Here is an 18,081-nt window from a genome sequence, read left to right on the forward strand (position 1 = left end):
AAAAGCGTCAGGCGGAGTTTGCGTTCGCCGGAGCGCGCATGCTGCGCGATCTGCTTCGAGCAGAAGGTGTCGCCGGGTGCGGAGTGCTACAAGCACAGTACGTGGGACACAACGAAATACAAGCAAGGTCCAAGTCGCCTTCATAGTGCTTCCCGCAGTCTCCGGCGCCTTGCACAGTCGCCCCGACCGCCAACTCAGACCGCTCTTCGGTCACTCCCCGAAGGGCAATGGGAGCACAGTTGTGTCATTCCTGGAAACGAATACCGCCTTTGTCGATCCGCTTGCTGGCCACAACCGCCGCGAGAGGCTGTGGAAGGCAGACATTTTTTGGTTAATGCCCTGTAACGCTATTGAAGTCGATGGCTCGCATCGCGATGCGTGTCGCCTTCCTGGATTGCTGGCTGCAAAACGAAAACGTTCATTGATCAAGCGGTGCACGCACCGAGGGGCGCCAGCTCCCGCGTGCAACCGCACATGAATGCATCCACGCATGCATTCGATCGAACATGGCTGGATGACAGCCGACCGCTACTAGAGGAAATGATTTAACTGAGCAGACTTGTCGAAGAACAACTTCGCCACCGCGTGCACCTCAGCGCGACGGGCCAATATTTTGGTCGAGCTTGCCCCCTCCGAATGACGTTTCCGGCGACGTCAGAAGGGCATGTCATGTTCACACGCTACGCCATCCGCACGCTGCTTTGCGTTGCTGCCGTCCCCGCCATCTCCGATGACTCGGCGCCCACCCATGATCGCGTGTTTCTGAGCAAGACCGAGATCGAGAGCACCTTGATCGGCAAACCCATCGTTTCAAACAATCTCGCGACCGGCATGGTCTCGAGCTGGCAGTTCTACTCCGATGGTCGCGTGGACTTCGCCAACCGAAGCGGCCCCGGCCGCGCGTCGGGCAAATGGTTTCTCAACCCCGATGGTGCAATGTGCGTGACGATGATTTCGCGAACCGGGTGCCGCTACTGGTTCAGGATCGAAAAGGACGGCGCCCTCGCGAATGCCAATACCAGGGAACCGAACGCGCCTACGGTGGCCGAGATACGGTTTGAGTAAGGGTGCGAAGCTAATCGCCCCGGCCCACCTTTGTGCAGCCCCCATGGACCTATCAAAGGAACCGCCCCGGCGCAAACGGCAGCGGATCGATCTCGCACTGCTCGCCGAGCATCAGCGACCCTAGCAGGCGGGCAGTTCCCGGGCCGGTGCTGAAGCCGATGTGCTGGTGGCCGAACGCCAGCCACAGGCCGGGATGCCGCGGGCATTCTCCGACGATCGGCCGGCTGTCCGGCAGGGTGGGCCGGCTTCCCAGCCAGGCCTCCGGGTCAAGGCGGCTTTCCAGCGGAAACGCTTCGCGCGCCGATCGTTCCGCAAGGTCGAGCTGCGCGAGGTTTCTCGGCGCATCGCGCTGCGTGAGCTGCACGCCAGTGGACAGGCGCAGCCCCTGTTCCATGGGCGACAGCACATAGGCGCCGCCGGTGTCGTAGACAGGCCGTCCGAGCGTGGCGTTGCGGGCAGCGCTGTAGTGCATGTGATAGCCGCGCTCGAACGCCATCGGCACAGAGATGCCGAGCGCCTTCTGGGCGAACTCGCGGGTCCACGGTCCCAGCGCGAGCACGACCTTCGACGCCTCGTGCACCGCACCGTTCTCCTCGTGGAGCTGCCAGGCACCCGTTGCACCGGATCGGCCGAGCCCGCCGATCGATGCCTGCCTGAGCTGCCCTCCGCGGGAAACGAAAAGCCCGACATACGCCTCCACGACGCGGCCGGGGCTGTCCACCGAAGCGGTGTCCTGGATCCACAGTGCGCGCGGAAACAGAGGCTTCAGATGAGGCTCCAGGTCCGAGAGCGCCTTCGCATTCAACACCTGCGTGGCAAGGCCGAACCGGTCGAAGGTCTCGCGCGACAGCCGGCTGCCGGCAAAGGCCTGCTCGCTGCGGTAGAGGAACAGCCATCCATTGGTGCGCAGGCGATGTGCCGCCCCTGCCTCGACGAGCAGGCGCTGGTGCTCCGCCGTCGAGAGGCGAATCAGCGCGTCCAGCGCGGCAGTCGTTTCCCGGAACACGCTGCTACGCGCATTGGCGAGAAAGCGCACGGCCCAATGAAGGTTCTTCGCGAGGAACACGGGGTCGTAGCGAAAGCTCGCCGAGGTGTTCTTGAGCAGCTTCGGAAGCGCCGACCACAGCCCGGGATTGTTGAACGGCATCAGCGAGCTGCGTGCGATCACCCCGGCGTTGCCGTACGACGTTTCGCGGCCCGGTTCCGAGCGGTCGAAGAGCGTGACCTCGAACCCTCGCCGTTGAAGCTCAAGGGCGCACGACACACCGACGATGCCGGCGCCCAGGATGGCAACAGTGTTCTTCTTCATCAATCCGATTCTCGCCCGCGCCGACTACCTACGCCGACGGCACGCGGTCGGCCAGAGAGCCGGTCAGGCGTGCGCGGGCTCGCCCTTGGGCCTGGGCGCAGGGGCGGACGACGCCACGCCGAGCCCTTGGTAGTAGTGGCCGACCTTGGTGGCGAGGAACTGCCCGAGCGGCGCCTGCTCCTGGCCGACGAAGCCGCGCGCGGGGAGCTTGCCTTGCCGCAGCAGCTCGAACACGCCGACGACGCCGGCGGCCGTGGTCAGCTCGATGGCGGTGCGGTCCTTGCCGCGCAGCGGCGCTCCGAACACCCGCCCGACGCGCGTCTCCTGCTCGAAGCGGCCGTCGCGCCGGCCGGAGGCCGAGGCGAACAGGATCACCACGTCTTCGCGGCTGTGCGGAACGGCATGCTCGAGCACTTGGCGCAGCAGGTCGCGCCGCTCAATCAGGCGCAGGTCGTGCAGCAGGAAGTTCATCGCGTCGCAATGGCCGGGGTAGCGGATGGTCTTGTAGTCGAGGTTGCGCACCTTGCCCGCGAGCGTCTCGCACAGCGTGCCCAGGCCGCCGGAGGTGTTGAAGGCTTCGAAGGCCTCGGCATCGAGCGTGAAGGTCTCGTGCCCTTCCATCGGCTGCACCGACACCAGCTGGCCGTTCACGATGGCGTCGCACGGATTGCAGTATTCGTTGATGACGCCGTCGATGCTCCAGGTGAAGTTGTAGCGCAGGCTGTTGGTGGCATTGCGCGTGAGGGCGCCCACGCGCAGGCGCAGGTCGTAGAGCTCGTCGAAGCGGCTGGCGAGGTAGCCGCCGAGCATGCCGATCACGCCGGGCGCCAGGCCGCTCTGGGGCATGAGGACCGAGGTGGCCGTCTTCGAGATCTCGCGGATGGCTTTCGTCGCCGCCACGTCCTCGGTGAGGTCGAAGTAGTGGACACCGCATGCCGCCGCTTCGGTGGCCACGCGCTGCGCGAGGAAGAACGGCAGGCAGTTGATCACCACCGAGTGCGCGCGCAGCGTCGTGCGCAGGTCTTCGGTGTTTTCGACGTCGAGCGCAATGCGCTGCACCAGCGGATCGTTTTCATCGCCGCCGCCCGGCCTCACGTCGGCCAGCGTCACGGGCAGGCGGTGGTACTCCGCGATCATGTCGGCCACTGTGCTGCCGACCTTGCCGGCACCCAGGACGAGCACTTTTTCGATCTTCACTTTCGTCATTTCTTTTCTCCTGCGGGGCAACGTTGCCCTGTGAAAAGAACTGTAGAAGCGAGTCCTGGCGGATGGTAGAGAGCAGATCGGCGAAAGGGCGGCGCGCTTCGTCGTTCCGACGACGCGGTTCGTCAAATGTGCCCCGACGCCCCGCCAGGACCCGGTAAAACGGTGGCGCGGGCTGCATTTCGCCGAAGACGCTGACGGTTTGACGAGAGAATTCCGTCATCCTGACGATGTGCCGCGTTGAATGTGACAGTCCGGACTTCTAGACTTGGACCCGGGCCGGAAAGCGATACTTTCCTTTTCTTTTATGGCGAGCTTCTTGCTTGGAGTGATTGTGCTGACCAAACGAATCCTTTTCCGTGCCCTCGTGGCTGTGACAACCGTCTGCGCGCTGGGCTCTGCCTTTGCCCAGGAACCCGAGAGCTCGCTGGCCCGGGTGCAGCGCACCAAGGTGTTGCGCGTCGGCGCCGTCGCAGGTGCCATTCCGTATTTCGCCAAGGACATCAGCAACGGCAAGTGGGAGGGCTTCGGACCCGACTTCGCGGAAAGCCTGGCGCAGAAGCTCGGCGCGAAGGTCGAATACGTCGAAACCACCTGGGGCAACGCGGTGCTCGACCTGCAGTCCAACAAGATCGACGCCATGTTCGGCATGGCCCCCACGCCGGCCCGCAAGGAAGTGGTGGGCTTCTCGGACACGCTTTTCGACAACACCTACACCGTGGTGTGCAAGAAAGGCATCCCGCAGAAGACCTGGGAGCAGCTGAACGCGCCCGACATGAAGATCGTCGTGGACGTCGGCTCCAGCCATGACCAGCTCGCCACGCGCGTGCTGCCCAAGGCGGACGTCTCTCGCCTCGAAAACTCGGGCGCCGCCACGATGTCGCTGCAGGCCGGCCGCTCCGATTGCCAGGTGCTTGTGATCCTGCTCGCCCAACCGCTGCTCGCCAAGCGCGCATCCATCGGCACCATGTACATCCCGCAGCCGGTCTACACCGCCCCGGTGAGCATCGGCCTGCGCAAGGAGGCCGACACCGGCATGCAGAAGGCCGTCAACGCCTGGCTGGCCGAAGTTCGCGCGAAGGGCGAAGTCCGCGGCGTGATCCTGAAGAACATGGAAAAACTCGCGGGCGTGCCCGCCAGCGCATTCCCGCCCGAAATCAAGTTCTGAGGACGCTTCGATGGACAGCGTGGAATCTTCGAGCGAGCCGAAGAGCCGCTCCCAGCTCGGCACGGCGCTGCTGGTCGTCCTGGCCCTCGCGGGCGCCTGGGCCGCCGTGAAGCACTTCTCGGGCGGAGCCCTGGGGGCCGGTGCAGCCGGCTACGACTGGGACTTCGGCGTGCTCTGGAAATTCCGGGGCCTGCTGGTGTCGGGCCTGCTCTACACCTTGCTCTTCACGGTGATCTGCGTGGTGCTGGGGCTGCTCGTCGGCCTGGTCACGGGGCTGGGCCGGCTCTCGAGCAACCCGCTCATCACCGCGCCGCTGCGTGCCTACATCGAGGTCTTCCGCTGCACGCCGGTGCTGGTCCAGCTCGTCTGGTTCTACTACGCGCTGCCGGTGCTGACCGGGCTCGAGATGTCGGCCGTGGTGGCCGCCACGCTGTGCCTGTCGCTCTACGGCGGGGCCTTCTATTCGGAGATCGTGCGCGGCGGGATCATTTCGATCGACCCCGGCCAGACCGAGGCCGCCAAGGCAATCGGCATGACGCGGCTGCAGCTGCTGCGGCGCGTGATCCTTCCGCAGGCCTTCAAGAAAATGGTGCCGCCGCTGATGAACCAGTCGATCATGCAGCTGAAGAACACCTCGCTGCTGTCGGTGCTGGCGGTGCCCGACCTGCTCTACCAGGGCCAGGTCATCGCCCACGACACCTACCGGCCGCTGGAGCTCTATACCTTCATCGCGATCGCCTACTTCGCGGTCCTGCTGCCCATCACGATCTGGGCCAAGCGCATGGAATACGGCGCCGGCCCGAAGGAGGTTTGACATGGCCCAGCCCTTGATCGAAATCTCCAGCCTGAAGAAAGCCTTCGGGCAGAACGTCGTCCTGAAGGACATCTCGCTGCAGATCGAGCGCGGCCAGGTGGTTGCGATGATCGGGCCCTCCGGGTCCGGCAAGTCGACGCTGCTGCGGTGCATCAACCTGCTGTCGATCCCGAACGGCGGCCGCATCACGGTCGGCGAGCAGACCATCGAGTTCGACGGTGCGCGCACCGCGCTGCCCAACGAGCGCAGCCTCGCGCGCTTCCGGGCATCGACGGGCATGGTGTTCCAGCACTTCAATCTCTTCCCCCACATGACGGCCCTGCGCAACGTCATGGAAGGACCCGTCACCGTGCTGAAGACACCCAAGGCGCAGGCCGAGGCCGAGGCGCGCGCGCTGCTGGCGAAGGTGGGCCTGCTCGACCGGGCCGACTACTACCCCGACAAACTCTCGGGCGGACAGAAGCAGCGCGTGGCGATCGCACGTGCGCTGGCCATGAAGCCCACGGTCATGCTGTTCGATGAAGCAACCTCCGCGCTCGACCCGGAACTGGTCGGCGAAGTGCTCAACGTCATCAAGGGCCTGGCCCGCGAAGGCATGACGATGATCCTCGTGACGCACGAGATCGGCTTTGCGCGCGAAGTGGCCGACCAGGTGATCTTCATGCGCGACGGCGTGGTCGCGGAATGCGGCCCGCCGAGCGTGGTGATCGACAACCCGCGGCAGGAATCGACGCGTGCCTTCCTCGGGCGCTTCAAGGCGTCGTCGGAGGCCGCGGGCGTCGCAGCAGCAGCAGCGGCGTGAGCATTCCCTGGCGGTTCAACGTCCGGCGGCTGCAGCCGGGGTGCGTGATTTCGGCGAGGCGCCCGACGGCCGCGACGCGGCGGCCTCGGCCACCAGCCAGTCGCGAAACGCCAGCACCAGGCGGTTCTCGGCGGCGACTTCCGGCACCACCACGTAGTAGGCCCGCTGCGTTAGCAGCGCCTCGCGGAACAGCACCACCAGCCGGTCGGAGGCCAACTCTTCTTCGATGAGGAACTTCGGCACCAGCGCAACGCCCAGGCCATTCGCCGCCGCTTGCGCGAGCATGGCGAAGTGCTCGAAGCGCGGGCCGCGCATCGCATGCGCGGCGCTCACCTTGACCTGCTCGAACCACTCCGACCACTGCATGGGGCGCGATGACTGATGAAGAAGGCACTGGCCCGCAAGGTCCTCGCGCGTGTGGATGCCGCTGCGGCGCTTGAACTCGGGGCTGCACACCGGGACCACGCTCTCCCCGAGCAGATAGTCGCAGGAAGCGCCCGGCCAGAAATCGGCCCCGAAGTGAATTGCCGCGTCGAAGGGCTCGCGCGCGAAATCGAAGGGCTCGGTCCGCGCTGCGAAGTTGACCGTCACGCCCGGATGCAGCGCGGCAAAACGCTTCATGCGCGGGATCAGCCATCGCGTTGCGAATGTCGGGAGCACCGCGAGGTTGAGCACCTCTCCCATCCCGCCCATGGTCACCACGCGCTGGGTGGCGTTGGACACGCTGTCCAGGCCGCCGCGAAGCTCGGCCGCATACACGCGGCCGGCTTCGGTGAGCACCACGCGCTGCCGCACGCGATGAAAAAGCGCGGTGCCCAGTTGCTCTTCCAGCAGCTTGATCTGCCGCGAAATGGCGCTCTGCGTCAGGTGGAGCTCCTGCGCGGCTCGCGAGATGCTGGCGTGACGCGCCGCGCTTTCGAAGGCCAGCAGCTGGGCCATGGGGGGAAGAAATTCGCGTCTGAACATGATGATCAAAACGTAAGATCGCTGACGGCGTTCTTGAATGAAAGGTGGCGCCTGATGGCCCGCATTGATTCCAGTTTGACATGAAATCGTTCCGGCTTTTCGCTGTCCATCGATCGCTGCGTTGGCGATGGTGATGCTCCCGACACCGGCGCCCGGGCATTCGCTTCGCCCGGGTCACAATCCATTCATTTCCGCTGCAGGGGCCGCCATGGACCTACGACTCGACGACCTGGACCGCCATCTGTTGACGCTGCTGCAAGCCAACGCCCGCGAGCCTGCCGCCAATCTCGCGCGCAAGCTCAAGATCGCAAGGACCACCGTGGTCGCACGCATCGCTCGGCTGGAACGCGAGGGCATCGTCTCGGGATACGGCGTGCGCCTTGGCCAGCGGCTCGAACAGGCCGCGGTGCGGGCCTTCTGCGGCCTCAGCGTCAATGCGAAAGGCGCCCCCGCGACCATCAAGGCGCTCGAGCGGCTGCCCGAGGTGGAGGAAGTCTGGGCCGTGAGCGGCCAGTTCGACTACATGGTCCTGCTGCGGTGCGGCACCCCCGAACAGCTCGACAAGCTCCTCGACCAGATGGGCCAGATCGACGGCATCAACCAGACGCAGACCTCCATCGTGCTGAGCCGCAAGATCGACCGCCGCAGCACGGTGGAGTGAATGGCCAGCTCCATGGACATGACCCGCAATGCCGGCGCCTTCCTCGGCGTGCTGATGCTCGACACGCGCTTCCCGCGGCCGCCGGGCGACATCGGCAATCCCGAGACCTTTTTCCGCCATGGCATTCCGGTCCGGTTCCACGTGGTCACTGGCGCGTCGCCCGAGCGCATCGTGAAGCAGGCCGACCCTGCGCTGCTGCAGCCTTTCGTCGATGCCGCTCGGGCGATGGCCGGGCAGGGCGCGGCGATGATCACGACCAGCTGCGGCTTCCTGGCCGCCTACCAGGACACGCTGGCCGACGCCGTGCCCGTTCCCATCGTCACCTCGAGCCTGCTGCAATGCCGGGACTTCTCGCGGCCGGGCATCCTGACCTTCGACGCGGCTTCATTGGGCCCCGGCATCCTGGCCATGGCCGGCGTGCCGCGGGGGACGCCCGTGCAGGGCATGGAGCCCGGGTGCGAGTTCCACCGGCGCATCCTTCGCAACGAAACCCAACTCGATCTCGCGGAGGCAGCCCGGAACGTGGTCGATGCCGCATGCCGCCTGGTGGATCTGTCGCCGTCGGTCGAGGACATCGTGCTCGAGTGCACCAACATGCCCCCCTATCGCGAGGCGATCGCACGCGCCACGGGGCGCCGCGTGCACGACATCGAAACGCTGCTGGCTGCACGATGGGCGAGTCGCGCTGAAAAATGAGCTGCGCCAAGAGTCAATTTTTCCTGCGTTCATAGGCAAGGCCGTCGCGAAAGAATCGATTTTGTGATTATTCTCTCGCCCAAAAACCGAATGAAGGGAGGGCGGGACGAAAGAGGAAGCATCGGACACATCTTGCGATGGCAGTGAGTCCGATGCCGGATCGAACAGATCGCGGACCTCGATCGCTCTGCCGCGCGATGATTTTCAACCAATGGTCGACGCTGCACATCGAGCCGAAGCGCCGAACGGAGTTCTGGCGCGAGGCGAGCCAGAAGGCGAAGACGCCGGTGACCCCGAACGTGCCGTGGCCCGACGACTTCGAAGCCACGCTCACCATGCGTGGCTTCGAGGAACTGGCGCTCAACCATGTGCAGGTCTGCTCCCCGCACGACGTCGTGTGCACGCCCTCGGACCTGGCGCGCCTCGAACGGCCGTTTCTCTTCGTTGAACTCTATGCGTCGGGGAAATGCGATGTCCTGCAACTGGAGCGAGGCATGCAGGCGGCGCCGGGGCAGCCGTTCCTGATCGACGGCAGGCGTGAATACCGGCTCAACCATCGGCAATCGGTCAGCATGCTCGCATTGGCCGTGCCCTTTGCGGCGCTGGGCCCTCACGCGGGTGTCGTTGAAAGCCTGGTTGCTCGCCCTCAGCCGCAAAACGCCGCGCTCCACCTTCTGGCCGGCCAGATGCGCATGCTCAGCGCGTGGCCGCACGCGTTCGAAAAGGCCGAATCCGAGAGGTTGTCCGATCTGCTCGTCGGAGCCGTGCACGCCGTTCTTCTTGGTGCAAGGGAAGGAGAACTGACGACGGTTCGCAGGGAGCGCACCTTCTTCAGGCGCAAGGTGCGGCAGGTGGTCGAGCAGATGTATGCCGATCCCACCCTGAATCCCCAGGTCGTCGCCGAGAAGCTGGGCATCTCGGTGCGCAGCCTGCATGCGCGGATGGCCCAGGATGGAACGGCTTTTGGCGCGGAGCTGATGGCGCACAGGCTGGAGCGGGCCCATGGCCTGCTGCGAGGGGCTCGGCGCAGCAGCGCCACGATCGGCGAGATCTGCGCCCGCTGCGGCTTCGTATCGGCTGCGCATTTCTCGCGGCGTTTTAGAACTCGTTTCGGCATGGCGCCGAGCGCGGTCATGGCCGATGGCGAGCGTGAATGCGCGATCTCACAGGAGTTCTTGCGATGAAATTCGAGGAAATCTACGCCCAGGTTCCCGTCCGAAGAGGGGCGCGGGTGGAGTTCCAGGGGAAGCCGGGAACGATCACCAAGGTGTATGGCCTCGCCGTTCGCGTTCGGCTGGACGGAATGGTTCTTTCCAGGCCTTATCTCCTGAGTGAATTGCAATGGCTGGATCAGGAGACTCAGGAGCCCCAGGCAGGCGGCGAACCGAGCCAGGCCTGAACGGGCGCCGCCAGCGGCGAGCTGGCCTATCGCAGCACCAGCACCGGAACGTGCGAGTGCGTCAGCACATGCAGCGTTTCGCTGCCCATCAGCAGGCGCGCCAGGCTGCGCCGCCCGTGCGAGGCCATCACGATCAGGTCGCACTGCTGGTTCTTCGCGGTCGCGATGATGGCTTCGGCGACCTGGTTCGACTTCATGACGATGGCCTGCGCATTGCGAACGCCCTTGCCTAGCGCGAGGGCCGCGACCTTGTCGACCAGGTGCTGCGCGGCCTGGTCCGTCTGCGCCTGCGAGGCCTGGATGTCCCGCTGGCTCAGCATCATCGAGCCTTCGAAGTAGCCGACGGGCTCGATGTGCGCGACGGTGACGCCCACCAGTTCCGCATTGGTCAACAAGGCCAGCTCGATGGCGGTGTTGACCGCTTGCTCCGACAGCGCGGAGCCATCGGTCGGGACAAGAACACGCTTGTACATGGCACGCTCCTTGGCCCCCGGCACCGCGGGTGCCCTCATGGTTCAGTCTAGTTCGCGATTGCGCCCATGCAAGGGCGCCGTCAGCCCCCGCGCTCCGGCCACCGGTGCCGCGTTCCCCCCGAACGGCGGTCCGCCTTCTCCGCGACCACCCCCTGTGCAAGCAACTGCACCCCACGCTGTTCCAGATGCCGCAGGCACTGCAGGAAGATGTCGAGGTGCGCGGGCTCGATGCCTTCCAGCAGTTCCGTGTTCAGCCCCGCGATCCGCGGAAACAGCCGGCCGAACAGCTGCCGGCCCGAAGCGCTCAGCTGCACATGCACCTCGCGCCGGTCCTGCGAGTCCTGCCGCCGCTCCACCAGCTTCTTCTCGACCAGGCTGCGCAGTCCGCGCGAGGTGCGCACCCGGTCCAGGTGCAGGTGCGTGGCCAGCGTGGACGAAGTCATCTCGCCCTCCTGCGCCAGCGTGGCGACCATGCCCCACTCGCGGCGCGTGATGCCGAAGCCCCCCTCGACCAGGCGTGTCGCCATGCCGCTGCCCGCGCGCACGGCACGGGACAGCCGGTACAGCAGCAGATCGTCCAGGGAGCGGGGCGAGCGCAACGCTGCTGCATCGGGGAAAGCTTGTTGCATGGGGATGACGGAAGGGATGAGGGGCAGGAAGTGTGGTCCGCCTGCCTCGGCGGACGGATGGTGGATTAGATCAACAGTTTATGCATACGTATAAACCAGTAACAAATTTGAACGACTGGAAACAGTTCGGGCGCGCGATTTTCGCCGTGAAAGCCGCGCGTGCCCCATTCACGACAACTGTCCGCAGGAGAACCGATGTCCGTATTTCTTTCCAGGCGCAAGCTCATCATGGCGTGGGGCGTCGCCCTGACCGCTTGCGCTCCCATGGTCCATGCCCAGGCGCCCGCCGCGCTGGACGGCGGACCGCTCACGCTCGTGGTCGGCTACGCCGCGGGCGGTAGCACCGACCGCATCGCGCGCCTGATCGCCGAGCGGCTGACGCCCAAGCTCGGCATCCAGGTGAGCGTGGAAAACCGTCCGGGCGAGGGCGGCCGGCTCGCGGCCAAGGAAGTGAAGCGCGCCCCCGCGGGGCAGAACGTGCTGATGCTCGGCAATCCCGCCGTGATGGTGGTCGCGCCGCTGGTGTTCAAGGACGCGGGCTACGACCCCGACAAGGACTTCGTGCCCGTCTCGCAAGTCAGCAGCTACGACTTCGCGCTGGCGGTCGGCAACAAGCTCCAGCTCGATCGCGCGATGTTCCTCGTCGGCCGGCTCTGGGCGCACCCTGAAGAGGCGGTCTTCGGCGTGCCCGCCACCGGCAGCCTGCCCCACTTCTTCGGCCTGATGGTGGGCGATGCGCTGAGCGTGCAGCCGGAGATCAAGGGCTATGGCGGCTCGGCGCCCTTGTCGGCCGACCTGAGCGGCGGCAGCCTGCCGATCGCGATCGACACGCTCGACTCGCTCTATCCGCAGCACGTGGCCGGCAAGATCCGCATTCTGGCCACTTCAGGCAAGAAGCGCGCGAGCTTCGCGCCCAGCATCCCCACCTTCCGCGAAGCCGGCATGAAGATCGATGCCGACGGCTGGAACACCTTCTTCGCGCCCAGCACGATGGCGCCCGCCAAGGTGCAACTGTTGTCCAATGCGATCCGCGACGTCATGAAAGACCCGGGGCTGCAGAAGGCGGCCGAGGCGCTCTACATCACGTCCGTGGTCAGCAACGCGGCCGAGACCGCGCAGATGCTCAAGAACTATCGCCAGCAATGGGAGCCGGTCGTGCGCCGCTCCGGCTTTCATCCGTAGCTCGCCCCCAGGCTTCGCGCACTTCGTGTCGCTACTCCTTCCCCCTACCGGGGGCGACGCCTGCGGCCCGGCGAAGCCGGTTCCGTGGCGTCTCGCGAACAGGTGGTGACAGGCCTCAAATGGCGAGGGCCCGCATCTCGGTGATCAGGTCGGCCTTGCCTTCGAAGCCGATGCCCGGCAGCGGTGGCAGCGTGACGTAGCCGTTCTGCACCTTCACGTCGTCGGGGAAGCCGCCGTAGGGCTGGAACAGGTCGGGGTAGCTCTCGTTGCCGCCGAGCCCGAGGCCTGCCGCGATGGCCAGCGACATCTGGTGGCCGCCGTGCGGAATGCAGCGCGAGGGCGACCAGCCGTGCGCCTTGAGCATGTCGAGCGTGCGCAGGTACTCCACCAGCCCGTAGCTCAGCGCGCAGTCGAACTGCAGCCAGTCGCGGTCGGGCCGCATGCCGCCGTGGCGGATGAGGTTGCGCGCGTCCTGCATCGAGAATAGGTTCTCGCCCGTGGCCATGGGGCCGGCGTACACCTCGCCGAGCTTTGCCTGCAGTTCGTAGTCGAGCGGATCGCCGGCTTCCTCGTACCAGAACAGCGGGTACTGCGAGAGCGCGCGGCCGTAGTCGACGGCCGTCTGCAAATCGAAGCGGCCGTTGGCGTCCACCGCCAGCTGCTGGCCTGGGCCGAGGATCTTCAGCACCGACTCGATGCGCTCGCAGTCGTCGGCCAGCGTGGCGCCGCCGATCTTCATCTTCACCACCGAGTAGCCGCGCTCCAGGTAGCTGGTCATCTCGCGCTGCAGGCCTTCCACGCCCTTGCCCGGGTAGTAATAGCCGCCTGCCGCGTACACGAACACGCGCGGGTCCGGCGTGCCGGTGCCGTAGCGCTCCGCGAGCAATTGGTGCAGCGGCTTGCCGGCGATCTTGGCGGTGGCGTCCCACACGGCCATGTCGATGGTGCCCACGGCCACCGAACGCTCGCCGTGGCCGCCGGGCTTCTCGTTGATCATCATGCGGGCCCAGATCCTGTGCGGATCGAGGTTGTCGCCGGTCTCGTCGAGCAGCGATGCCGGCTCGGCCTCCAGCAGGCGCGGCAGGAAGCGCTCGCGGATCAGCCCGCCCTGGCCATAGCGCCCGTTGGAGTTGAAGCCGTAGCCGATGACGGGCTTGCCGTCGCGGATCACGTCGGTGACCACGGCCACGAGGCTCAGGGTCATCTTCGAGAAGTCGATGTAGGCGTTGCGGATGTCCGACTTGATGGGACGCGTGGACTCGAGGATGTTGACGATTTTCATGGTCGGTGGTTCTGGAGAAGAAAGAGGAGACAGTTCAGCGGTGCAGCGACGAGCCGCCGCAGATGGCGATGTCCTGCCCTGTGATGGCCGCCGCGTGCGGCGACAGCAGGAAGGCCGCGAGCGCGGCGATTTCCTCGGGCTGGATCAGCCGGCCGATGGGCGGCAGGCGCGGCGCGCTGCCCGCGCGGGCCGGGTCCTGCAGCATCGAGGTCTGCGTGGCGCCGGGCGACACCACGTTGACGGTCACGCCCTGCGCCGCGACCTCCGCGGCCCAGCTGCGCGCGAGTGCGATCAGCGCTGCCTTGGTGGCTGCGTACTGGCCGCGGCCGGGCAGGCCCTGCGCGACGCGGCTGCCGATGAACACGACGCGGCCGCGGCAGCGCGCGGCCATCGCGGGCACGAGCGCGTCGGCCAGTCGCGTGGCCGCGTCGACATGCAGGCGCCACATCAGCTCGCCGCCCGCGTGGTCGAGCGCGCCCAGCGGGCCGACGCGCAGCACGCCGGCCGCGTGCACGAGCGCTTGTGCGTCTTGCAAGTCGCCCGTCGCACGGGCGATGGCGCCGGCATCGCACAGGTCCACTGCCACATGCGCGAAGCTCGCGTGGTCCAGCGTGGGCGCGGCCAGGTCGAGCCCGCTCACGCGCCAACCCTCTTCGAGCAACCGCGACGCGATGGCGCGGCCGATGCCACCGCTGCTGCCAGTCACTACGGCGTGCGGAGGCGAGGGCGGGGCGGCGTCATTCGACATGGATGTGGCCCTCCACGATGATCTTCTTCGAGCGTTCCATGTCGGCCTGCTGGAACTTGACGAAGTCGTCCACGCTGCCCGGCGTCAGCAGCAGGCCCTGCGCATTCAGCGTCTCGCGCATGTCGGTGCCCAGCGCCTTGTTGACCTCGGCATTCAGCCGCTGTGTGATGGCCGCCGGCAGCTTCGCCGGGCCCCACAGGCCGTACCAGCTGTAGAACTCGTAGCCCGGAATGCTCTCGCCCACCGTGGGCACGTTCGGCAGGCTCGCGGCGCGCGCGGCCGAGGTGACGGCGATCACCTTCAGCATGCCGCTCTTGTGGTACTGCAGCGAGCCCAGGATGGGGTCGATGAAGCCGTCGATCTGCCCGCCGATCAGGTCCTGGAACGCGGGCGCCGTGCCCTTGTATGGAACGATCAGGTAGTCGAGCCCGCCGCCGGCGCGCTTGAGCAGTTCGGTCGACAGGTGGCCTGCCGATCCGATCGAACCCACCGCGAAGGTCATCTTGCCGGGGTGCGCCTTGGCATACGCGATGAGCGACTTCACGTCGCTCACCGGCAGGTTCTTGTTCACGGCCACCGACAGCGGCGCCTTGGCCACCAGCGCCACGGGCGTGAAGTCCTTCACCACGTCGTAAGGCACGGACTTCATGGTCATCGGCGCGGTGGTGAAGGTCGAGGCGTTGAACAGCAGCGTGTAGCCGTCGGCCGGCGCCTTCGACACCACGTCGGCGCCGATGACGCCGTTGCCGCCCGCGCGGTTCTCCACGATGAAAGTCTGGCCCGTCTGCTCGCCGAGCTTCTGCGCCAGCAGGCGGCCGACGGTGTCGAGCGTGCCGCCCGGCGGAAACGGAATCACCATGCGCACCGGGCGGCTGGGCCAGGTTTGTGCGAAGCCGGTGGAGGCCGCGGCCAGCGCGAGGGCGGCCAGCGCGGTGCGCAGGAAATGGTTGCGTTGCATGTCTCTTGTCTCCTTGTGTTTTTCATCGGGGCATCGCGGCCCCGTGGGCTCAGCGCTTCGAGAGGCCTGCTTGCTCGACGGCGGCGCGCAGCGCATCCATCTCGCGTGCGTTGGGCGCCTCGGTCGGTGGACGCACGGTGGCGTTGTCGAGCACGCCGGCCAGGAACATGCCGCCCTTCATGCGCGCATGCGCCTCGCCGGTCGGCTCGCCGCCGCCGTACACCGCGTCCTTCAGCGGCGTGATGAGCGCCTGCACCGCCATCGCCTTCTTCAGGTCGCCGGCCTTCACGGCGTTCCACAGGTCGATGATCAGCTGCGGGATGAATGTCGCGAAGCCGACCAGTGCGCCGTCCACGCCCTGCACCATCGAGGCCAGCAGGTATTCGTCGTGGCAGGTCAGGATGGCCTTGGACGCATCGGCCTCGCGGATCGCCTGGATGTCGCGGGCGTACTTGTTCATGTCGCGCTGCCCGACCTTGAAGGCTTGCAGGTAAGGCAGGCGCGCCAGCTCGGCCAGCAGCTGCGACGAGTAGGAGGCGCGGGTCCAGGCCGGGTACACGTGGCACACGAGGTCGAGCTCCGGCGCGGCGCGGTGGATGGCCTCGAAGTACTGCAGCGCATGGCCGGGCGTGAAACCGAAGCGCAGCCAGTGGTGCGGCGGCATCACGTCGAGCGCCACCGCGCCGGCGGCCTGCGCGGCGCGGGCGTGCTCGGCGGCCTCGGCCAGGCCTTCGCAGACGATCGACGAAATCACCGGCATGCGGCCGCGCAGTTCGTCGGCCACGATGCGCGTCACCTCGGCGCGTTCGGACGGCGTCAGTGAGAACACCTCGCCGGTGTGGCCGTTGGTCATGATCGCCACAACGCCGTCATGCCCCGCGAGCCACGAGGCCAGCTTGCGCAGGGCTGGCTCGTCGATGCGGTGGTCGGCCGTGAAGGGGCAGGAAATGGCGGGAATGATCCCGCGATAATTCGCGATGGAAGGCATGCTGTGTCTCCGTGGTGGTTCAAGGTGCAGGAATGGGTGCATCTTTTGCCGGCGGGGCGCGAACCGTCCAATACTCGAATCGCATACAACTATTCAACTGACCGCGCTGCGCATGGGCCCTGGCAACCGACCGCTCGACCTCGAATGGCTGGAAGATTTCCTTGCCCTGGCCGAGTCCGGCAATTTCTCGCGCGCGGCACAGGCGCGCTCCATCGCGCAGCCCGCCTTCAGCCGCCACATCCGCTCGCTGGAGGAATGGGTCGGCGTCGACCTGTTCGACCGCAGCGCGCACCCGACCGCGCTCACGGCGGCGGGCAAGCGCTTCCAGCCCCTGCTGCAGGAAGTGCTGGCCGGCCTGCAGGCCGCGCGCATCAAGGCCCGCGCCGCGCACGACCTCGACGCAGCCAGCCTGAGCTTCGCAGCCACGCACGTGCTGTCGCTGACCTTCTTCCCGCGCTGGCTGGGCACTGTCGAATCGCGCCTGCACACGGGCCCGATCCAGACCGTCTCCGACAGTTCGTACGCCTGCGAAGACCTGATGCTGCAGCGCCGCGTGCAGTTCGTGCTGTGCCATGGCCACGCGGGTGCGCCGGGGCGGCTCGACGAGGCGCAGTACCCGGTGCAGCGGTTGAGCGAAGACGTGCTGGTGCCGGTGTCAGCGGCGGACGCGAAGGGCGCCCCGCTGCACGTGCTCGGCGCCGGCCGGTCGCCTGCGGTGCTGGCCTACAGCGAGGCCTCGGGCCTGGGGCGGATCATGCGGGCGATCCAGGACAGCGAGTTCGGCAAGGACTTTGCCGCATCGCTGTCGATCGTCTTCACGGCCCACCACGCCGCGCTGCTTCGCACCATGGCACTCGAAGGCCGTGGCCTCGCTTGGCTGCCGATGAGCCTGGTGGCTGAAGACCTGCGCAGCGGCGCGCTGGCCGATGCCGGTGCGGGCGGCTGGCGCGTGCCGGTGGACATTCGCCTGTACCGCCAGCAGGCGCAGATGGCGCCGGTGGCCGAGGCGTTGTGGACGCTGGTCAGCGAGACCCGCTGATCAGTCCGTTTCAGTTCGCGCAGCGCGCCTCGAGCGCGTCGAGGAACGAACGGTCCCAGCGGCCTTCCTTCATCGCCTGGATCGTGCGCGCTTCCGTCTCGAGGTGCGCCCGGGCCTTCTCGATCAGCAGTTCGGCCTCGTCCGGCGCGAACGCCATCAGCCCGTCCTGGTCGCCCACCACGATGTCGCCCGGGTTCACGATCATGCCGCCGACCGACACCGGCACGTTGATCTCGCCGGGGCCGTCCTTGTACGGTCCGCGGTGGTTCACGCCGCGCGCATACACCGGGTAGTCGCGCTCGCGGATCTCGGCCACGTCGCGCACGGCGCCGTCGAGCACCAGGCCCACGGTGCCGATGGTCGCGGCATAGAACGACAGGATGCCGCCGATCACTGCGTTCGTGACGTCGCCGCCCGCGTCGATCACCAGCACGTCGCCGGGCCGGCAGAACTCGAAGGCGCGCATCGGCGTGAAGTTGTCGCCGCCGCGCGTCTTCACCGTCACGGCCGTGCCCGCCATGGTCTTGTGCCCGGGGCGGTGATAAGGCTGCAGGCCCACGCTGCCGATGTTGCGGTGCATGTTGTCGCTGAGCGCGGCCACCGGGATGTCGTGCAGCGCGGCGATGATGTGCGGCGCCACCTGCGGGGCCGACGGGTTCTTGCGGATGGCTTTGTAGGGCATGGGTCGTCCTTGTGAAT

Annotated in this window: 20 protein-coding genes; 10 read left to right on the plus strand and 10 right to left on the minus strand. The window is 66.8% G+C overall.

Annotated features, from left to right (window positions below; genetic code table 11):
• Nucleotides 1–669: 669 nt before the first annotated feature.
• Complete coding sequence (locus ASC92_RS09230; protein ID WP_056513664.1) at nt 670–1,065, plus strand: hypothetical protein; 396 nt, start codon at nt 670–672, stop codon at nt 1,063–1,065.
• Nucleotides 1,066–1,117: 52 nt separating this feature from the next.
• Here the strand turns inward: ASC92_RS09230 and ASC92_RS09235 are convergent, their stop codons facing one another.
• Complete coding sequence (locus ASC92_RS09235) at nt 1,118–2,374, minus strand: NAD(P)/FAD-dependent oxidoreductase (protein WP_056513667.1); 1,257 nt, start codon at nt 2,372–2,374, stop codon at nt 1,118–1,120.
• Between the two features lie 63 nt (nt 2,375–2,437).
• Nucleotides 2,438–3,580 (minus strand): saccharopine dehydrogenase family protein, encoded by a 1,143-nt coding sequence (locus ASC92_RS09240; RefSeq protein WP_056513670.1) that lies wholly within the window; start codon nt 3,578–3,580, stop codon nt 2,438–2,440.
• Between the two features lie 364 nt (nt 3,581–3,944).
• Here ASC92_RS09240 and ASC92_RS09245 point away from each other — a divergent pair, with 364 nt between their 5' ends.
• Genes ASC92_RS09245 through ASC92_RS09255 form a run of 3 tightly spaced genes read left to right on the plus strand, consistent with a single transcriptional unit; the run spans nt 3,945 to nt 6,361 of the window.
• Nucleotides 3,945–4,745: a transporter substrate-binding domain-containing protein gene (locus ASC92_RS09245; RefSeq protein WP_235505755.1), complete on the plus strand. Its 801-nt coding sequence runs from the start codon at nt 3,945–3,947 to the stop codon at nt 4,743–4,745.
• A 10-nt stretch (nt 4,746–4,755) separates the two neighbouring features.
• Nucleotides 4,756–5,559 carry an amino acid ABC transporter permease gene (locus tag ASC92_RS09250; protein ID WP_082519541.1) on the plus strand — a complete coding sequence of 268 codons (804 nt, stop codon included), beginning with the start codon at nt 4,756–4,758 and terminating at the stop codon, nt 5,557–5,559.
• Between the two features lies 1 nt (nt 5,560).
• On the plus strand, nt 5,561–6,361 hold the full coding sequence (locus ASC92_RS09255) for an amino acid ABC transporter ATP-binding protein (RefSeq protein WP_056513673.1): 801 nt from the start codon (nt 5,561–5,563) through the stop codon (nt 6,359–6,361).
• A 15-nt stretch (nt 6,362–6,376) separates the two neighbouring features.
• Here ASC92_RS09255 and gcvA read toward each other — a convergent pair whose 3' ends face one another.
• Nucleotides 6,377–7,327, minus strand: coding sequence for a transcriptional regulator GcvA (gene gcvA, locus ASC92_RS09260; RefSeq protein ID WP_056513787.1), 951 nt, complete (start codon nt 7,325–7,327; stop codon nt 6,377–6,379).
• A 208-nt stretch (nt 7,328–7,535) separates the two neighbouring features.
• Here gcvA and ASC92_RS09265 point away from each other — a divergent pair, with 208 nt between their 5' ends.
• The 4 genes from ASC92_RS09265 (at nt 7,536) to ASC92_RS09280 (ending at nt 10,083) form a co-directional block, all read left to right on the plus strand.
• Complete coding sequence (locus tag ASC92_RS09265) at nt 7,536–7,988, plus strand: Lrp/AsnC family transcriptional regulator (RefSeq protein WP_056513676.1); 453 nt, start codon at nt 7,536–7,538, stop codon at nt 7,986–7,988.
• Nucleotides 7,989–8,684 (plus strand): aspartate/glutamate racemase family protein, encoded by a 696-nt coding sequence (locus ASC92_RS09270; protein WP_235505757.1) that lies wholly within the window; start codon nt 7,989–7,991, stop codon nt 8,682–8,684. It begins immediately after the preceding gene.
• 197 nt (nt 8,685–8,881) lie between these two features.
• On the plus strand, nt 8,882–9,868 hold the full coding sequence (locus ASC92_RS09275) for a helix-turn-helix transcriptional regulator (protein WP_056513679.1): 987 nt from the start codon (nt 8,882–8,884) through the stop codon (nt 9,866–9,868).
• Entirely contained in the window at nt 9,865–10,083 is a 219-nt protein-coding gene (locus ASC92_RS09280) for a hypothetical protein (protein WP_056513684.1), read from the plus strand. The genes ASC92_RS09275 and ASC92_RS09280 overlap by 4 nt, the downstream gene beginning before the upstream one ends.
• A gap of 26 nt (nt 10,084–10,109) precedes the next feature.
• Here ASC92_RS09280 and ASC92_RS09285 read toward each other — a convergent pair whose 3' ends face one another.
• The gene (locus ASC92_RS09285) at nt 10,110–10,556 is read right to left on the minus strand and encodes a universal stress protein (protein WP_056513687.1); all 447 of its coding nucleotides are present in this window, start codon (nt 10,554–10,556) and stop codon (nt 10,110–10,112) included.
• An 80-nt stretch (nt 10,557–10,636) separates the two neighbouring features.
• A complete protein-coding gene (locus ASC92_RS09290) occupies nt 10,637–11,185 on the minus strand; it encodes a MarR family winged helix-turn-helix transcriptional regulator (protein WP_056513690.1) in 549 nt (182 codons plus the stop codon).
• Nucleotides 11,186–11,380: 195 nt separating this feature from the next.
• Here ASC92_RS09290 and ASC92_RS09295 point away from each other — a divergent pair, with 195 nt between their 5' ends.
• On the plus strand, nt 11,381–12,367 hold the full coding sequence (locus ASC92_RS09295; RefSeq protein WP_056513692.1) for a tripartite tricarboxylate transporter substrate-binding protein: 987 nt from the start codon (nt 11,381–11,383) through the stop codon (nt 12,365–12,367).
• A gap of 115 nt (nt 12,368–12,482) precedes the next feature.
• Here ASC92_RS09295 and ASC92_RS09300 read toward each other — a convergent pair whose 3' ends face one another.
• From ASC92_RS09300 to ASC92_RS09315, 4 genes are read right to left on the minus strand one after another with little or no spacing between them, the layout of a single operon-like run.
• On the minus strand, nt 12,483–13,649 hold the full coding sequence (locus tag ASC92_RS09300) for a mandelate racemase/muconate lactonizing enzyme family protein (RefSeq protein WP_056513695.1): 1,167 nt from the start codon (nt 13,647–13,649) through the stop codon (nt 12,483–12,485).
• Nucleotides 13,650–13,683: 34 nt separating this feature from the next.
• Nucleotides 13,684–14,397 carry an SDR family NAD(P)-dependent oxidoreductase gene (locus ASC92_RS09305; RefSeq protein ID WP_056513698.1) on the minus strand — a complete coding sequence of 238 codons (714 nt, stop codon included), beginning with the start codon at nt 14,395–14,397 and terminating at the stop codon, nt 13,684–13,686.
• Nucleotides 14,387–15,355, minus strand: coding sequence for a Bug family tripartite tricarboxylate transporter substrate binding protein (locus ASC92_RS09310; protein ID WP_056513701.1), 969 nt, complete (start codon nt 15,353–15,355; stop codon nt 14,387–14,389). Before ASC92_RS09310 ends, ASC92_RS09305 begins: the two co-directional genes overlap by 11 nt.
• Before the next feature lie 49 nt (nt 15,356–15,404).
• Nucleotides 15,405–16,343 (minus strand): dihydrodipicolinate synthase family protein, encoded by a 939-nt coding sequence (locus tag ASC92_RS09315; RefSeq protein ID WP_007829002.1) that lies wholly within the window; start codon nt 16,341–16,343, stop codon nt 15,405–15,407.
• 112 nt (nt 16,344–16,455) lie between these two features.
• On the opposite strand from ASC92_RS09315, the gene ASC92_RS09320 reads away from it, so the two are divergent.
• The gene (locus tag ASC92_RS09320; RefSeq protein ID WP_056513707.1) at nt 16,456–17,382 is read left to right on the plus strand and encodes a LysR family transcriptional regulator; all 927 of its coding nucleotides are present in this window, start codon (nt 16,456–16,458) and stop codon (nt 17,380–17,382) included.
• A 10-nt stretch (nt 17,383–17,392) separates the two neighbouring features.
• On the opposite strand, the gene ASC92_RS09325 is transcribed toward ASC92_RS09320, so the two are convergent.
• Nucleotides 17,393–18,064: an RraA family protein gene (locus ASC92_RS09325; RefSeq protein WP_056513711.1), complete on the minus strand. Its 672-nt coding sequence runs from the start codon at nt 18,062–18,064 to the stop codon at nt 17,393–17,395.
• Between the last annotated feature and the right edge of the window lie 17 nt (nt 18,065–18,081).

The sequence above is a fragment of the Variovorax sp. Root411 genome (assembly GCF_001425205.1).
GTDB lineage: Bacteria > Pseudomonadota > Gammaproteobacteria > Burkholderiales > Burkholderiaceae_C > Variovorax.

Excerpts from the sequence above, each read along its gene's own strand:
- ASC92_RS09230 (WP_056513664.1), top strand. The coding sequence starts at position 670 with ATGTTCACACGCTACGCCATCCGCACGCTGCTTTGCGTTGCTGCCGTC.
- ASC92_RS09235 (WP_056513667.1), bottom strand. The coding sequence starts at position 2,374 with ATGAAGAAGAACACTGTTGCCATCCTGGGCGCCGGCATCGTCGGTGTG.
- ASC92_RS09240 (WP_056513670.1), bottom strand. The coding sequence starts at position 3,580 with ATGACGAAAGTGAAGATCGAAAAAGTGCTCGTCCTGGGTGCCGGCAAG.
- ASC92_RS09250 (WP_082519541.1), top strand. The coding sequence starts at position 4,756 with ATGGACAGCGTGGAATCTTCGAGCGAGCCGAAGAGCCGCTCCCAGCTC.
- ASC92_RS09255 (WP_056513673.1), top strand. The coding sequence starts at position 5,561 with ATGGCCCAGCCCTTGATCGAAATCTCCAGCCTGAAGAAAGCCTTCGGG.
- gcvA (WP_056513787.1), bottom strand. The coding sequence starts at position 7,327 with ATGTTCAGACGCGAATTTCTTCCCCCCATGGCCCAGCTGCTGGCCTTC.
- ASC92_RS09265 (WP_056513676.1), top strand. The coding sequence starts at position 7,536 with ATGGACCTACGACTCGACGACCTGGACCGCCATCTGTTGACGCTGCTG.
- ASC92_RS09270 (WP_235505757.1), top strand. The coding sequence starts at position 7,989 with ATGGCCAGCTCCATGGACATGACCCGCAATGCCGGCGCCTTCCTCGGC.
- ASC92_RS09275 (WP_056513679.1), top strand. The coding sequence starts at position 8,882 with ATGATTTTCAACCAATGGTCGACGCTGCACATCGAGCCGAAGCGCCGA.
- ASC92_RS09280 (WP_056513684.1), top strand. The coding sequence starts at position 9,865 with ATGAAATTCGAGGAAATCTACGCCCAGGTTCCCGTCCGAAGAGGGGCG.
- ASC92_RS09285 (WP_056513687.1), bottom strand. The coding sequence starts at position 10,556 with ATGTACAAGCGTGTTCTTGTCCCGACCGATGGCTCCGCGCTGTCGGAG.
- ASC92_RS09290 (WP_056513690.1), bottom strand. The coding sequence starts at position 11,185 with ATGCAACAAGCTTTCCCCGATGCAGCAGCGTTGCGCTCGCCCCGCTCC.
- ASC92_RS09295 (WP_056513692.1), top strand. The coding sequence starts at position 11,381 with ATGTCCGTATTTCTTTCCAGGCGCAAGCTCATCATGGCGTGGGGCGTC.
- ASC92_RS09300 (WP_056513695.1), bottom strand. The coding sequence starts at position 13,649 with ATGAAAATCGTCAACATCCTCGAGTCCACGCGTCCCATCAAGTCGGAC.
- ASC92_RS09305 (WP_056513698.1), bottom strand. The coding sequence starts at position 14,397 with ATGTCGAATGACGCCGCCCCGCCCTCGCCTCCGCACGCCGTAGTGACT.
- ASC92_RS09310 (WP_056513701.1), bottom strand. The coding sequence starts at position 15,355 with ATGCAACGCAACCATTTCCTGCGCACCGCGCTGGCCGCCCTCGCGCTG.
- ASC92_RS09315 (WP_007829002.1), bottom strand. The coding sequence starts at position 16,343 with ATGCCTTCCATCGCGAATTATCGCGGGATCATTCCCGCCATTTCCTGC.
- ASC92_RS09320 (WP_056513707.1), top strand. The coding sequence starts at position 16,456 with ATGGGCCCTGGCAACCGACCGCTCGACCTCGAATGGCTGGAAGATTTC.
- ASC92_RS09325 (WP_056513711.1), bottom strand. The coding sequence starts at position 18,064 with ATGCCCTACAAAGCCATCCGCAAGAACCCGTCGGCCCCGCAGGTGGCG.